The organism is Bacillus sp. AFS029637 (genome assembly GCF_002584985.1).
In the GTDB taxonomy this organism is placed as follows: domain Bacteria; phylum Bacillota; class Bacilli; order Bacillales; family Bacillaceae_G; genus Bacillus_A.
Genome location: NZ_NUPZ01000014.1, coordinates 84,411 through 99,898, shown reverse-complemented (window position 1 = coordinate 99,898; position 15,488 = coordinate 84,411). Strand labels below are relative to the sequence as shown.

The window sequence follows — 15,488 nt, the reverse complement described above, 5'->3', positions numbered from 1 at the left end:
CAGACGCATCAAAAGCAAAACGTGAACTAGGATGGGAAGCAAAACGTGGATTAGAAGAAATGTGTGCAGATTCTTGGGAATGGCAATCAAATAATAAATATGGTTACGTAGAAGTTTAAGGGATATAAAAAATGACCTTTGCATAAGTAAAAGGTCATTTTTTATGTTTATTTTCCATTAAGTTTATTCGCCAATGTAGTAAAGAAATTTCGCTGCTTTATAGGAATATTTGACTGGCAAAATGTATAATAATCAATATCTTTAATGTAAGTAAAGAGTCTGGAAATCGCATATAAGAACGTAATAGAAGACCCGAGTGCAAAACTAATACCGTAACCATTAAATCCAAACGGAAGTAGAAGGAGACTTAATACTAGGTTTGCAAAAAAGAATAAGGCTGATGTTCGAAAGGCACCTTTACGATCCTCAAAGTATAAAAGTAGTAACGTAATAACAAGGACCATCCCATTTGCATAAGCCCCAACTATAGTTAGCTGTAAAATAGAGTATTCAAGTGCCGATTTTCCAGATTGTGAACTAAACATCCATATTATAAAAATAATAAGCAAAGAAAAAATACCTTGATTACGAAGTATACGTTCCATTTCTTGTTTTAAGACAAAGTTCATGGAATCTTTTAATTGTAAAATTGTATTTAACGTTCCTCCATTGTTCACCGAACCGAAGAACTTTTTATATCTTTCATAAAATCTTGTTTCAATGGATACTACAAAGAAAATGTAAGTTGGAATAATGCTTAAATATGCCCAGAAAACAGAAGTATCATAAATTTGATGATAAATAAATGTATCTTCAATATTTCCTCGTCCTTCTCCAAACCAAATAACAAAGTTACATACCCAAATACCGATATTGTAAAATAGGCTAGACCAAAACAATTCTGGATATTTATCTAGATAAGAAAGGAAAGTAAATTGCTCAGTAGCATCACTATTTGGAAACATTCGTACAATAACGATACTTAACCATACTAATGTAATGAAAGTACCGATTGTAAAAGAAATTAAAAGCAATAGGGCTAATCCGTGTTCTAATCCGAGTGTGGGATGCCAGTAAGCAATTAGTGCAATTCCAGATAAGGAAAAAATGGAACCAATTAAAAAAGCAAGGGCGATTGATTGATAATCTTTAGCTGCTGTTAAATAAATGGATTGAATCCAAATGATATTTAAAGATAAAAATAAAAATAACATCACAACTTTATAATAAAAGGCCAATGGTGTGAAAAATGCAAACAACATCCATAAAATAAGAGCTAACAAAAGTGTAATCTTCGTCATTCCTAAAAATGAAGAGAATACTTTATCAGCTTTTTGCTCGTATAAGAGGTCTGCCACATATCTAGTTACGATGAGTTGCAATGCCCCATATATAATTTGCGAAAAAATAAAGCAATATGAAATTGAAATGGTGAAAAGACGCTGTTCTTCAATTGAAATTGAATGGAACAGACTTAAAATATATCGAATAGCTGTTACTGCTAAAATAACAACTAACCAAGGCCCCGCTGTAACAAACAACGAAAATCCATAAGCTTTCACCCTTGAAGAATAGTAGTCTTCTTGAAATAATTTTTGTAATCGAAATCCTATGCCTGCCACATTTTTTCACCTCTTTCTAAGTAAAGCTTACGATAACTTTCAACGACACCTGATAATTGATAGTACGCTTCAATACGATTTCGTCCATTGTCTCCGAACTGTTGAATAGATTCCGGATGATGGTAATACCATTCTAAATAAGTAGCAACTTGTTCAGGAGATACAGGTGGTACGACAAATCCACATTGCCCATATGAATCACCATCTTGTCCGTAAATTAATTCTTTACAAGAACCAACATCCGTAACAACCCATGGTAATCCTGCGGCCATACCTTCTAACATAGCTAAAGGTTGTCCTTCAGATATGCTTGTTAATACAAGGATATCCGTTTGCTTTAAGTAATCTTTAATATTCACCCTGCCAGTCATTATGACATAATCTGTTAATCCTAATTGCTGAATTAAATCTCGACATTCTTGAGCGTATTCTGGCTCTTCCGTATCGGGTCCTAATAGATAAAATACAAAAGGAATACCTTTTTCTACTAATAGTTTAGCTGCATAAATCATCGTTTTTACATCTTTAATCGGTACGACACGTATAATAGCGGAAATAATGAGCCTTTCCGGGTTATACTTTGATTTACGAAGCCCTTTATAATCAGATAGAGTAACTCCGTTTGGAATGATTTTTAGTTTATGGGATGGAGCACCTAATTCTTTTTGATATATACTATTTCGGCCGAACAAAGTAATTACATCATCAGCCTGTTCGTATGCCTGATGAGATAAATGATGGAAGAAGGAAACCCATCTTTTTTTATATTCAATTGGTATCCAAGTTGATTGTAATATTTCTTCTTCACGTTCCCGAGAATAGATACCATGCTCAGTTAGCAGAAACGGTATATCAGAATTAGCACTGATTGCTGCGCCAAGTAATCCACCATAACCAGTTGATACGGAATGAATAAGGTCTAGTTTTGGGAAATCAATTTGTAAAATTTGAATGATTGGTGTGAACATAGACCGCCACATCCAAAAATAATTTAAGAAAGAACCACTACTTTTTTCATATACATAGCTTTCTTTAACAATTTCATAGAACTCACGGCTTTCGAAGAAAGAGTGGAGCGTTCCTAACTTTTGCTTATTCCCTAATATGCGTAATGCCGCTGTATCGTTCGCTTGAAATGTAAACCATTTTTGAAGTGTTTGTACTTCATCAGTAGTTAAATGGGTTTTTACATGTTTTGAGTCACTTTTTGATTGTAAGGGAATCATAATGATATCTTTTACATTGCTGGGAATTTCATATTGATACTCTTCTTCTGTTTTTATTTGCGGTACGATCGCAAAAATGGTGAATTCATGTTCTTTAAATTGTTGGATGATCATTTGTACCCAGCTTGCTACTCCGCCACTGACAAAAGGGTAACTTCCTTCAACGACTAAACCTATTCTCATCTGCTATGCTCCTTTAATTGGAATTGTAGCGTTGGCTTTCTTTAATGTAACGCTATAAATTTGTGAATCTAGTTTTGTAACTGTACCGTACGGGAATGAACCAGTTTCCAATTTCTTTCCTTCTTCCACACGTATAATTGTTGAAGTGTGGTTTGGTAATCCTTTATATGCGAGATGAACAGCATCATCTTCATAAGAAACAGCTAAATCACCAGTTTGATAAATTTTCATGGAAGCAGTTGCTTCACTTTGTGTCATACTTTTCATATATGGATATCTTTCACGTATTTCAATGATTGTTTTTTTATAAGCTTTAAATAACTCTTCCCAAGTTAAGTTACCTGAACGTTTTTCATCAAGAATATCATCAGGATGGACAAAGTGTGAAATAACACCTAAATTTGCAGTAACATCGGTTAAGATGAACTGTTCTTCGTCTGTCATATGATAACCACTCGTAATGCGCGGGAAGTGATAAATGTTTTTGTTCTGTTTATCTGGCTCGAATTCTTGAATCAAGCTACCGTTACTACTACTTCCTATATATAGGGAGGAAACAGTTTCTAGTGTGGGAACACTCTCATTTAATACATTTAATCCAGTAGTATTTATAATATTTGATGGTGGTACATAAGTTTTTAATTTCTCATTTGGAAAGAAGTTATATACGAGCTTTTGTAGGGCATCTAACGCGGTAGCCATGTCCTCTTTTGAATGCCATGGAATGTATTCCAGTGATTCGTCTACCGGATCCTTTGGTAATAATAAAGGTTGATGATTATAGCCGTGTATTCCAATTTCTCCGCCTTGAGATAGCAATTCTCTTCCAAATAATAAATAGGTATTTCTATTTTTATTAGCGAAATCCTCAAAAGGAGGCGTTACTTTATTTTGGTATGTTCCAATTGCAACCCCTGTGTATTTAATATGAAGTTCGTCAGAGATGTCTTTCATATTCTTCCACCAATGTTTTTTATAAAATTCTTCAACAGAAATTTTTTCGGTCGTTAAGTTTTTTAACTCGCCACTTGGTATTGGTGATGGGAAATCATCGATATACATAATCTCTGCACCAAGTTGTGCTGTAGCAAAAGTAGGGAAAATGGTACCAAGTGACTGGACAAACATTCCTCTACCTAATTTATTATTTAGTGCCGTTGTATTCCAATATAAGACTTTTCCTTCACCATATTCATTCGTCCAAAGGATCGGAAGGTCTTCAGCTGTTATCCAAGGATCGGTTGTGTTCTCATCTAATGCAATGTCCATTGAGCTATGTGTAAATAGAGAAGAAGAGCTTGAGAGATCTGGATAACCAGGGAATAAAACTTGTTCAAAAGTTAATCCTTTTGCATCTGTGAACCCTCCTTTTTGTTTAATCCCAAATAAGGAGTTCCAGGAAGGATCCGAATCGAGTCGGTTGGCAACAATGAGTTTTCCACCCATCTGTACAAAATTTTGAATATCGGCTTGTGGGAGTTGTGCCATTTCTTCACCTGTAATAATGATCCCTGTATAAGGAGAGGGAGTAAGTGCCTTAATCTCATTAGCTGTAATATCTTTATAATGTAGGTGGGCGTAATCCATTGCCTTTTTTGTATGAAATGTAACTTGTTCCCCTAAGTTATTATCCGTCGTTAAAACGTAGAATTGCATTTCTTGACCATGTGGAGTTACATCTTTCGCTGTTACTGTTTTAACGGTGTCTGTTTCTTTAGTTTTAGGAACAGAAAAAATTTGATAAAAATTATTTGTTCGATATATAAGGATAGAGAAAATTAAGAGAAGTAAAGTAATACTGATGATGCCAATATATATATTAATGCTCTTCTTCAATGTGTATGCCTCCAAACTGCCCTACAAATAATTGATATTTCCGTGGGAGAATATGAACTTTTTTTGTAGATGTTAGATTATCAATTAATTTATAAAGTTTGTCCCATAATTGTTGTTCGTAGTATAGTTCCAGTAATCCGACATAACCGTAATATGATTCAGGATTAAGGTGGATAAGGTGTGAAAATTGTCCTTCGGATTCTACATATTGTTTTTTGTATAGAAGTAGGTTTCCGAGCTGGAAAGAGTAGAGCAATTCGTTAGGGAAAAGTTCTATACTTTGTATAATGAAACTCATAAATTCATTAATTGTTTTCTCTTTCTGTTGATTGGAAAGCAGGCCACTTTCTATATACCTTAAATAATTAGAAACCAATTCTTTTGCAATGTCGTTTTGGGGATGTTGCAGAAATTGTTTATTTAAGTATCCAATCTGTTTTTCATAACGTTCGTTTAGTAAATTAATCGTAGTGGCGGCATAATGTACAGTTTCGGGATCTTTATGATGAATTGCTTCTTTCAATAATCCGCCTTCATTAGAAATAGTAGAAGAACTTAATTGTACAATGAGTTGTTTATGTAACTCTGGCTTATCGATTTCTAATCCAGAAGAAAATGAAATAAGATCCATATCTTGTTTAGCTGATTCTAAAATATCCTCATAATTATCAACTTGAAAGGAAACATAATCAGAATACTGTTGTAACCACTCTGTTTTGGAACGTTTTATATTAAGTAATAACATAATTACTGATACAATAAGTCCAAGGAGTGGGAACAAAAGAGAGATAATTAAGCAAAATTCAACAATTCCCTTTTTATTTTCTGTAATTAAACCTCTCGTAAATCGAAATAAGAGAAAAATTAAAATAGCATATATAATATAAAGAAGGAGGAAAATCATTAGAATATCACTCCTTCAGCAGAGAGCGCATTTTGTATACGAGTTTTAACTTGTAATAAAAACTTTTCTTCGGTACCAGGTAATAAAATCATGATTTTTTGATGAGTTGTGCTATAACTGAAGATATCAATATCGCGCAAATGCGTTTTTAAGACTGCATTTATTACCTGTAAAGAATCTTGTGATGCATGGAACTCAAAATACGAATATGGATATGATAATGTTTCGTAACGTTTTTGTTCGATTTTTAATAAATGTTCAAATTCATCCTCATAGTAAATACTCGTTTTAGGGAATGTACGCTCTTCTTGGGTAGATATCCAAATATTAGAAGCATTTTGTAAACGGTCACCCATCCAGCGTAAATACCATGTGAAAAGTTCAAATTGTTCAGAAGTTATTTTGGAGAATTCAATTTCATCTAAAATAATGATGTATTGCACATTATCCTGGAATAAGACAGGACCAACTAAAAGTGGTGCATCTTGAAAATCTTCTTCTGTACGGAAAAAAGGTCGATTATGCGCTAAAGCATTTTTGATGACTGATGAAGCATTTTTAACAAAAATTGATTGAGATAAAGTATGTTTACCAGTTTCCGATCTTAATTTGATACGAAGAGATTGTTTATTGTTATCTACGTGATAGATACCAATTTTTTTCGCACCAAAATATGTTTTTAATACATTCATGCCTTCATCTAATACAATTTCAGGATGTGTATGATTTAGGGCTTTAAACATATGGTACATTTTTGATAAATGATTGTTTGATTCAAGCACACGAGAACGAAGTGTAATACGTGTTTCATCCAATTGTTTAATAACATATTTTAGTTCTTTATTTTCAGACTGGAGTTCAGTATTTACCATATGTATATCTTCATAGCGTTCTTTTTGTGAAGTACTCATTAATCCGCAATATAAACTAACAACAAGCAAGAAAATCCAGCTTATCCAATGATCTGATGAATAGAAGTAAAGTAGTATATCATCACCTTTATATATACCGCTTATAAAAATATAAACTATTGATTCCAGAAATGTGAAAAGTGCAATTGATATACCGTATCGGCTAGAAATAATTAATGTAATAAATAAAATTATGAAATATTCATGTGTAGACGTAAAAAAATCAGTGAATATTGAGAGAATAAATAGAGCAATAAAGAGAATAGTAGGTTCAATCAATTTCATAAATAAATTGGATTGTTTATAGTGCATAAATAGATCCCTTCTTTCGTTTACCAATTTAGCTCCGAGGAATAATACATGAAGTAAAATAAACAGTTATTTTTAAATATATATTTTCTGCAGAATACCAATTATTTTATCAATAGGGATGTAGTAAATTCAAGAGAAATAAATGCAAATTTTTGTTAATCCATTGTGTTTTTGAGGTTTTTTTACAAAATAACGACACTGTACTAAAGCTTTAAGATACAAATATTACTATATTAGCATGGGAGGTATTATGATTATGAGTTGGAAACGTTCCATCTGTTTTTTTTCTATATTTTCTTTTGTTTTTTCTTCAAATACAGCAGCACAAGTAAATGCTGTGAATCCAGTTTTAAAAAATGTACAAAGCTATAAAATTTATTATGGAGAAGCAAATGAGCAAGTAATTGAAAGACTTTCAAAGTATGACATGGTTATTATCGAGCCGTATGCATTTACGAGAGAACAGGTTCAACAATTAAAAAAATCAGGAACTGTGGTTCTCGGCTATGTTAGTGTTTTAGAATTAGAAAGTTGGCATAAATCACAAGTATTAGAGTCGGATTATTATTATAAAGATGGCGAGAAAATGAAAATTGAACAGTGGGATACATATATTATGGATTTAGCTGACAAGCATTATCGAAGTATTGTCATTAACAAGGTAAAACAGCAAATTAGTGGGAAAGGTATAGATGGGGTATTTTTAGACACTGCAGGTGATATTGATGATTATTTTTATAATCAGGCAGACGTACAAGAAAAGTTTAGATTGGCATATGTAAATTTATTAAAAGAAATTAAAAGTGTCGATTCTAATTTGTTGCTTGTACAGAATTGGGGATTTGAAACAATTAAAAGTGCAACTCTAAATTTAATCCATGGTGTACTATGGGAAGATTTTAATAAAAGCGTTATTGCAAAAGACCAATGGAGCCAAAATTGGATGCGTTATTTTAAACAACAAAGTAATAAAATTGTAACGTTTACTGTTACGCCAGATGATATATCAAAAAAATATAGTACTGTAAATGGATTTATTTCTACAATAAATCCAAATGACATTTATGATAATTAAAATAGTATGGAATATGTCCTTTTGGATCAGTAATACTCTTTTTTCTAGAGAGGGGAAAAGAGTATTACTGGTTAGAAGTTATCGGATTTATTATGACTGATAATATGGAAGTGTAATACTTTCATGAATTTTAACGAGTTGTTTATGGTATACGGTATTACCTTCTTGGCTTGTATAAGGCGGGAGGCTTCGTCCAAAACAATTTGCAACAACATTAGCGTGCTTACGATAAGAAATGCGAATTTCATACAAATTAACAGATTCCTTTAAAGCTGCATAAAAGACCGATAAATGATTTCCAGCTAAAGGATAAGGAAAGTTTGCTTCCGTATTTTCACCAATTGATACAGGTAATTTCACGGGATTAGAATAATTAGACCAATCCCAAACTTCTATACTTATGGGGTGTTCGTAATGTGCATCTAGATTTACAATGTTTACTACTGCAGAAACTGTAGCTGGTTCTCTTGTTAAAACACCAGTTGAGTAAATAAGAGAGTGAGTTGGATAATGAAGATTCATACATATCAAACCTTTCTAAATTAATATGAATTTACAATATTCTATGCGGATAATTAATAGAGTGAGATAGGGAAAATATATCATTCATCATATTTTTTATAGAAATAAAAAATGTGATATTGAAAAGTATTCCAATACTTGTATCATTACTAGAGTACGTTTATAATCAAATAATCCTATTAGCTTTTTGATTGAAATACGTATTATTGAAAGCGTTTTTAATCCATGTTGCATGCAGACTAATATTGTTACTGTGTAACATGTATTGAATGGATTTTTATGTCATTTTTCAAGGTAGGAAGTCTGACTTATTTTACAAAAAACTTTGTATGTAGTTGTAAGTAAGAAGGAAAATAAGGATTAATATCATTTTTACAAGATGGGGAGGTTACAGTGTGAAAATGTAAGGTTTTCACATGAGGATATATGGGTTATATAGGATTATTACTTTCAGGTGCAGCTTTATTTTTAAATAGTCTTGTTATATTAGGCAAAGCAGAGATGAAAAGTGCAGGTGTTTTTAATCTATTTGTGGGAGCGTTACAAATTATTATTCCGTTCTATTTGCTTATGATTTCTGATCAAAGTAATTGGACGGTGTATTCATACGCAGCTACTTTTTTATTTGGATTAACCTATTTATATGTAGGAGTTACTTTTATTAAAGGAATGGATAGTAGCGGCCTAGGGTGGTTTTGTATATGGGTAGCGATTATTGCATTATTCTATATGGTTGTTTCATTTGTTCAATTTCACGATGTTGTTAATGCGTTAACATGGTTTATGTGGGCATTACTTTGGTATTTATTCTTTGTATTAAATACGCAAAAAAAGAATATTAATCAATATCTCGGTAGGATAGCCTTCGTACAATCGTGGGTAACGTTGACGTTGCCTTCGCTCTTTTATTTTATGGGGGTATGGGGAGAGGGATTCGTATATGAACTTTGGGTTTATGTATCAGTAATTTCTATCTTATACTTCTGTTATTGTATTTTTAAATATAGAGTACGTTAATATATTATCTATAGAAAAGCATGGAATCGTTAAACCGATTCCATGCTTTTTATATTAGCGCTTATAATAGAGGTAGTATTTTACAAATCATTGTAATGGGGATGATGAAATTGAAAAAGGTACTAGTGCTAGGGGGAACAAGATTTTTTGGGAAACATTTAGTAGAAGCACTTTTGCAGGCTGGACACGATGTAACGATTGCGACGAGAGGAATTACGGAAGATCCTTTTGGAAGTACAGTAAAAAGACTTATTGTAGATAGAGAAGACGAGAAACAACTAGCAGAGCGTCTAGAAGATAAAAATTATGATATTGTATACGACAATTTATGCTATAGCTCGAATGCAGCGAAGATAGTATGTAAAGTTTTGAAAGGGAAAACGAAGAAGTATATTATGACATCTTCAATGGCCGTCTATAAACCTGCACTAAACTTATCAGAAGAGGACTTTAATCCGTACGAGTATGAAGTCGCGTATGGAGATAGGAATAACTTCAGTTATAGTGAGGGAAAGAGATTAGCAGAAGCAGTTTTATTCCAAAAAGCAACTTTCCCAGTCGTTGCAGTACGTTTTCCAGTTGTTATTGGAGAAAACGATTATACGAAAAGGTTACAATTTTACGTTGAACATATTGTGAGACAAGAACCTGTCGCTGTGAATCATCTTGAAGGGGAGTTGTCGTTTATACATGAAAAAGAAGCAGGAGAATTTTTAGCTTGGTGTGGGATGGAAAACATAGAAGGACCAATTAATGCTTGTAGCAACGGAGTAGTTTCTACTAGAGAAATTATTCGTTTTATAGAAGAAAATATGGGAATAAAAGCACTCGTTCAAGAAGTAGGAGATAATGTAGCGCCTTATAATGAAGTGATTAATTGTACATTACATAATGGGAAGGCCAATGAATTAGGATTCTCGTTCCGCGATTTGAAAATAGAAATAGAAAAGGTATTACATTATTACATATATGCAATGAAATAATCATAACCCCCTCGGTGGCAATCCGGGGGATTGAAATGAACGAACATACCTCCTTTCTATTTTAAAAGTTGGTCTAGGTAAAAACAATTTGCTTAGGTGAAAAAATACACCTATTTTTCATGTAAGTCAAGAGTGTTTTCTTTAATTTTCCGAAAAATATTACAATATAAGTAACACTCTCACTTTCATTTGTGACCCGTATCTTTTTTGCTTATACTGTAAAGTAGTAGCGTTTTGTTGAAATAGAAGGAGATCGTTTATGAGTAAAACGAAGCAATTAATAGAAGAAGCAAGTAATTTTATTACGATTTGTTATCAAGAGCTTCAGAAAGAGCAATTGATAGAAGCACGTATAAAAGAAATTCAAATTGAGATAGAGAAGACGGGGACATATGAGCATACATTCGAAGAACTTGTTCATGGTTCGCGAATGGCATGGCGTAATAGTAATAGATGTATTGGAAGATTATTTTGGAGCAAGATGCACATATTAGATGCGCGTGAAGTAAATGATGAAGAGGGTGTATATAATGCATTAATTCATCATATTAAATATGCAACGAACGATGGGAAAGTGAAACCGACCATTACAATTTTTAAGCAATATCAAGGTGAAGAAAATAATATACGGATTTATAACCACCAGTTAATTCGATATGCAGGATATAAAACGGAAATAGGAGTGATAGGTGATTCTCATTCCGCCACATTTACGGATTTTTGTCAGGAACTTGGTTGGCAAGGAGAAGGTACCAACTTCGATGTATTACCGCTTGTGTTTTCTGTGGATGGAAAAGCACCTGTATATAAAGAAATTCCGAAAAAAGAAGTAAAAGAAGTATCAATTGAGCATCCAGAATACCCTGTATCGTCACTCGGAGTAAAGTGGTATGGAGTACCGATGATTTCAGATATGCGTTTAGAGATAGGTGGTATTTCTTATACTGCTGCTCCGTTCAACGGATGGTATATGGGAACGGAAATTGGAGCTCGTAACTTAGCGGATCATGATCGTTATAATTTACTCCCAGCCGTTGCGGAGATGATGGATTTAGATACATCAAGAAATGGTACGTTATGGCAAGATAAAGCATTAGTTGAATTAAATGTGGCTGTTTTACACTCTTTTAAAAAACAAGGAGTTAGTATTGTTGATCATCATACTGCGGCACAACAATTTCAACAGTTTGAGAAGCAGGAAGCTGCGTGTGGTCGTGTTGTAACAGGGAATTGGGTATGGTTAATTCCGCCATTGTCGCCAGCTACCACTCATGTTTATCATAGGCCTTATCCGAATGATATTTTGAAGCCAAATTTCTTTCATAAATAATGTTTAGTATAGGGGATTTCCTAAAAAATATAAATTTTTTTAATTACTGTTATGTAGCAAATGGAAGCCTTTACTATTGGTTATTTTAGGAAGGGGCTTTTTGAATGAGGAAGTTCCTTATGTTATAATCAAATTTCTGTTTCGAAGACCTTATAGAAATATAAGGTCTTTTGTTTTGCTTTTTTATGTAAGAGGAATAGATTATTTCTTTTAAATAAGGGATTTGGCATATTTTTAGGGACAACATAAGTATGTGGGAAATTGATAAAATATTATTCATATATAATTATTGTGTTTTGGGTTTAAACAAGAAAACATAATAAAGTTGTTTTTTTAGATTGCTGAGGAAGGAGGAAGTGTAAATGAGGATGAAGAGTCGAAAAACGGATTGGCCTGTATTTCTTATTAGTGGTGGTTCGCTTTTATTATTTGTAATCGCGGTTTTCTTAAATAAAAGTTACGTAGAGGGAGCTATTAATAGTAGTTTTGCATTTTCAATTCAGTACTTCGGGGCTTTCTGGCAAATTTTATTGTTAGGTACATTTATTGTTGCAATGTGTATGGCGTTCTCGAAATATGGGAGAGTTAAACTTGGGGGATTAGAAAAACCTGAGATTAGTACGGCAAAATGGCTTGCTATTATTATGTCTACATTACTTGCCGGGGGTGGCGTTTTTTGGGCAGCAGCAGAGCCAATGTATCACTTTATGACAGTTCCACCAATACATGAAGGGATATCTGCCGGAACGAAAGAAGCAGTCATGCCTGCTTTAGCACAAAGTTATATGCATTGGGGTTTCTTAGCTTGGACAATTTTAGGAACAATTAGTGCAGTAGTGATGATGTATGGGCATTACCATAAAGGGATGCCGTTAAAACCTCGCACACTTTTATATCCTATTTTCGGGGAGAAATTACGAAAGAGTATGCTTGGAACGATGATTGATGTATTTGCAATTATTGCGGTAGCTGCAGGGACAATTGGTCCAATTGGATTTTTAGGTTTACAAGCAAGCTATGGCTTACAAGCATTATTTGGGATACCTAATGTGTTTACGACTCAATTAATGATTATTGTTTGTGTCGTGGCTGTTTCTACTATATCTACAGTAACAGGAATTAATAAAGGGATTCAAATTATAAGTGATTTAAATGTTAAGTTAGCGATTTTATTGATGGTATTTGTATTATTCTGTGGACCAGGCGGATTTATTATTGATTCCTTTATTTCTTCGTTTGGCTTTTATATAAATGAATTTATTCCAATGAGCACATATCGAGGGGATACAGCTTGGTTAGGATCTTGGACGATCTTTTTCTGGGGATGGTTTATTGGATATGGACCGATGATGGCAATTTTAGTGAGCCGTATTTCAAGAGGAAGAACAATTCGAGAAATCATAGTTGCAATTGGAATTATTGCCCCAATTATTACAACGTTTTGGTTTACTATACTAGGGGGATCAGGTGTGTTTTATGAGTTAATGAATCCTGGTTCTATATCGGGTGCATTAAGTGAATCTGGTATGCCGGCGGCTATGATTGCAATTACAGAGCAGTTGCCACTTTCTAATATTATTGGACCTGCATTTCTGTTATTAACAATTTTATTTGTAGTGACAACAGGAGATTCAATGGCTTATTCTATTTCAATGGCAGTGACTGGAGATGGAGATCCTAGAGTTAGTTTGCGAATTTTTTGGTCGCTTATTATGGGAACAGTTGCAGCGATTCTTTTATACATGGGTGAGGGAAGCATTAATGCGTTGCAATCATTCATTGTAGTGACCGCTGTTCCGGTATCAATTCTATTATTCCCAATGCTATGGTTAGCTTCTAAAGTTGCAGGAGAATTAGCATTAAAACAAGGTATTGTAAAAGAAGAAGATAAAACGGCTTTCTTATTCCAAAAGGCTAGTAGATCGAAATAAATAAACATTGAAAAGAGGAAGCATCTTAAATGAGATGCTTCCTCTTTCACGTTTAATCTAACACTTTTCCTTTTGTTTCTGGCACACATAACAGCATTGTAACTAAACCGATTGGATAGATAATGAAGATGAGAGATAGTGCTCCCATTAAATTACCACCTGCAGCAAGTAATCCGATAATTACAGGTCCAAATCCAGCTAAACCACGTCCGGTACCGAAAATAAAGTTTTCTGCTGTAGAGCGAGCTTCAGCGGGGTAGTTTTCAGCTAAAATTGCCCCGAATCCTCCCATCATTCCATTTGCAAAGAAACCGAGCAATGCGCTTCCCCATAATAATAATGTTGAATCTGTGAATAAGAAGAAATAAATGAGACAGTATATAGTACCGCCGACATAATAGATTGTAAAAGTTTTACGGCGACCAATTTTATCGGCTAGAATACCAAAAGTTGCAATTCCAATTAGCATTCCGATCGTAGAGATGAACATCCAACCGCTCGCCTTTGCTAATGTGTAGTTATATTTATTCGCTAAGATAGTTGGCATCCATGTAAAAATTCCATAATATCCAAAGTTCTGGATGAATGACATAATAATAAGACCAATTGTCGTTATCGTTACCTTTTTATTTGCAAATAACTTTCGAAGTGGGAACTTTTTCATTTGCTTTAGTTGTTCTGCTTCAGTATTCGTTAAATTACCTTCAGCTTCCTTTTGCAACAATTCCTTTTTGTAACGTTGCTTTTGTTCCCATATTTTCGGTTCACTTAAACTTTTGCGGACGTAAACAGCTAATAAAGCAGGAATGAGTCCAAATAAGAAAACAGCTCTCCAGCCAAAATGTGGGACAATAAATGCTGGAAGGAGTGAAGCAACGAGAACACCAAACTGCCAACCGAGTGCAACGACTGATGTCGCCTTAGCACGCATTTCTTTAGACCATGTTTCTGTTACGATGGCCATTCCAATTCCGAATTCACCACCAACTCCCATTCCGACTAAAAAACGAAGAACTAATAACTGCCAGTAATCTGTTGCGAAATAAATAAGTGCTGTTGCTAGTGAAAATAATAAGATTGTGAAGGCCATTGTACGGATACGGCCAAATAAATCAGCAATAAATCCAAATAAATAAGAACCAATTAGCATCCCGATTGTGGTAGCTAATGTTAAGTTTCCACCTTCAACAGGGCTTAGATGAAATTCTTTTAAAATATAGACAAGCACGAAAGATAAGAGCAACATATCTAAACCTTCTGCAGCGTATCCTAGTGCAGAACCAAACAATGTTTTATATCGTTTCTCTTTCGTCTCCTCTGTTGTTTGTTGTACATCAGTAGTGATGTTCATTATTACTCCTCCTTATTTTCTTCTACAGTCGCTATGGAAGAATAACAAAAGGCCTTCTCACCTGATATGATGAGAAGGCCAAAAAAAGCATACGTATCCCTAAAAAAGAACATACGTATATTATATTCCGACTTCCTTCTCAACCTCACGGGGTTGGGTTAAAGGACTGTATTATATTACTTTATTTTTAGCACTCTTCTATCATATTGTCAAATAGAGAAGAGTATTTTATGGGTAAAATATTTCAAAAACTATTGTATTCTTCTTGACTGCTACTTCATTATT

12 protein-coding genes and 1 pseudogene are annotated in these 15,488 nt (G+C 33.7%); 6 read left to right on the top strand and 7 right to left on the bottom strand.

All coding sequences use genetic code 11. The annotated features are described in order from the left end of the window. A pseudogene (locus tag COE49_RS06040) lies at positions 1 to 119 on the top strand (UDP-glucose 4-epimerase); the annotation flags it as partial. 48 nt (positions 120 to 167) lie between these two features. On the opposite strand, the gene pelG reads toward COE49_RS06040, so the two are convergent. The 5 genes from pelG to COE49_RS06015 are packed head-to-tail and all read right to left on the bottom strand — an operon-like array spanning position 168 to position 6,994. Then, a complete protein-coding gene (gene pelG, locus COE49_RS06035) occupies positions 168 to 1,622 on the bottom strand; it encodes an exopolysaccharide Pel transporter PelG (RefSeq protein WP_088231864.1) in 1,455 nt (484 codons plus the stop codon). Beyond that, positions 1,610 to 3,031, bottom strand: a complete 1,422-nt coding sequence (gene pelF, locus COE49_RS06030) for a GT4 family glycosyltransferase PelF (protein ID WP_098840807.1) — start codon at positions 3,029 to 3,031, stop codon at positions 1,610 to 1,612. The genes pelG and pelF overlap by 13 nt, the downstream gene beginning before the upstream one ends. A 3-nt stretch (positions 3,032 to 3,034) precedes the next feature. Beyond that, a complete protein-coding gene (locus COE49_RS06025) occupies positions 3,035 to 4,867 on the bottom strand; it encodes a DUF2194 domain-containing protein (RefSeq protein WP_088231866.1) in 1,833 nt (610 codons plus the stop codon). Next, a complete protein-coding gene (locus COE49_RS06020) occupies positions 4,851 to 5,771 on the bottom strand; it encodes a tetratricopeptide repeat protein (protein WP_088231867.1) in 921 nt (306 codons plus the stop codon). The genes COE49_RS06025 and COE49_RS06020 overlap by 17 nt, the downstream gene beginning before the upstream one ends. After that, positions 5,771 to 6,994, bottom strand: a complete 1,224-nt coding sequence (locus tag COE49_RS06015) for a GAF domain-containing protein (RefSeq protein ID WP_088231868.1) — start codon at positions 6,992 to 6,994, stop codon at positions 5,771 to 5,773. Before COE49_RS06015 ends, COE49_RS06020 begins: the two co-directional genes overlap by 1 nt. A 256-nt stretch (positions 6,995 to 7,250) precedes the next feature. On the opposite strand from COE49_RS06015, the gene COE49_RS06010 reads away from it, so the two are divergent. Beyond that, positions 7,251 to 8,069, top strand: a complete 819-nt coding sequence (locus COE49_RS06010) for an endo alpha-1,4 polygalactosaminidase (protein ID WP_088231869.1) — start codon at positions 7,251 to 7,253, stop codon at positions 8,067 to 8,069. Positions 8,070 to 8,159: 90 nt separating this feature from the next. Here the strand turns inward: COE49_RS06010 and COE49_RS06005 are convergent, their stop codons facing one another. Continuing rightward, a complete protein-coding gene (locus tag COE49_RS06005) occupies positions 8,160 to 8,591 on the bottom strand; it encodes a hypothetical protein (RefSeq protein ID WP_088231870.1) in 432 nt (143 codons plus the stop codon). A 426-nt stretch (positions 8,592 to 9,017) separates the two neighbouring features. Between COE49_RS06005 and COE49_RS06000 the strand changes: the two genes are divergently transcribed. The 4 genes from COE49_RS06000 (at position 9,018) to COE49_RS05985 (ending at position 13,852) form a co-directional block, all read left to right on the top strand. Next, positions 9,018 to 9,608: an AmiS/UreI family transporter gene (locus COE49_RS06000; protein WP_088231871.1), complete on the top strand. Its 591-nt coding sequence runs from the start codon at positions 9,018 to 9,020 to the stop codon at positions 9,606 to 9,608. Between the two features lie 101 nt (positions 9,609 to 9,709). Continuing rightward, the gene (locus tag COE49_RS05995; protein WP_088232018.1) at positions 9,710 to 10,591 is read left to right on the top strand and encodes an NAD-dependent epimerase/dehydratase family protein; all 882 of its coding nucleotides are present in this window, start codon (positions 9,710 to 9,712) and stop codon (positions 10,589 to 10,591) included. A 259-nt stretch (positions 10,592 to 10,850) separates the two neighbouring features. Beyond that, positions 10,851 to 11,921 (top strand): nitric oxide synthase oxygenase, encoded by a 1,071-nt coding sequence (locus tag COE49_RS05990; RefSeq protein WP_088231872.1) that lies wholly within the window; start codon positions 10,851 to 10,853, stop codon positions 11,919 to 11,921. Between the two features lie 362 nt (positions 11,922 to 12,283). Then, the gene (locus tag COE49_RS05985) at positions 12,284 to 13,852 is read left to right on the top strand and encodes a BCCT family transporter (protein WP_098945762.1); all 1,569 of its coding nucleotides are present in this window, start codon (positions 12,284 to 12,286) and stop codon (positions 13,850 to 13,852) included. 52 nt (positions 13,853 to 13,904) lie between these two features. Here the strand turns inward: COE49_RS05985 and COE49_RS05980 are convergent, their stop codons facing one another. Continuing rightward, entirely contained in the window at positions 13,905 to 15,203 is a 1,299-nt protein-coding gene (locus COE49_RS05980; protein ID WP_088231874.1) for an MFS transporter, read from the bottom strand. Between the last annotated feature and the right edge of the window lie 285 nt (positions 15,204 to 15,488).

What these genes read in the sequence shown, in the direction of transcription:
- COE49_RS06020 (WP_088231867.1), bottom strand. Translation starts at nt 5,771, where the DNA reads ATGATTTTCCTCCTTCTTTATATTATATATGCTATTTTAATTTTTCTC.
- COE49_RS05980 (WP_088231874.1), bottom strand. Translation starts at nt 15,203, where the DNA reads ATGAACATCACTACTGATGTACAACAAACAACAGAGGAGACGAAAGAG.
- COE49_RS05995 (WP_088232018.1), top strand. Translation starts at nt 9,710, where the DNA reads ATGATGAAATTGAAAAAGGTACTAGTGCTAGGGGGAACAAGATTTTTT.
- COE49_RS05990 (WP_088231872.1), top strand. Translation starts at nt 10,851, where the DNA reads ATGAGTAAAACGAAGCAATTAATAGAAGAAGCAAGTAATTTTATTACG.
- COE49_RS06005 (WP_088231870.1), bottom strand. Translation starts at nt 8,591, where the DNA reads ATGAATCTTCATTATCCAACTCACTCTCTTATTTACTCAACTGGTGTT.
- pelF (WP_098840807.1), bottom strand. Translation starts at nt 3,031, where the DNA reads ATGAGAATAGGTTTAGTCGTTGAAGGAAGTTACCCTTTTGTCAGTGGC.
- COE49_RS06000 (WP_088231871.1), top strand. Translation starts at nt 9,018, where the DNA reads ATGGGTTATATAGGATTATTACTTTCAGGTGCAGCTTTATTTTTAAAT.
- COE49_RS05985 (WP_098945762.1), top strand. Translation starts at nt 12,284, where the DNA reads ATGAGGATGAAGAGTCGAAAAACGGATTGGCCTGTATTTCTTATTAGT.
- COE49_RS06015 (WP_088231868.1), bottom strand. Translation starts at nt 6,994, where the DNA reads ATGCACTATAAACAATCCAATTTATTTATGAAATTGATTGAACCTACT.
- COE49_RS06010 (WP_088231869.1), top strand. Translation starts at nt 7,251, where the DNA reads ATGAGTTGGAAACGTTCCATCTGTTTTTTTTCTATATTTTCTTTTGTT.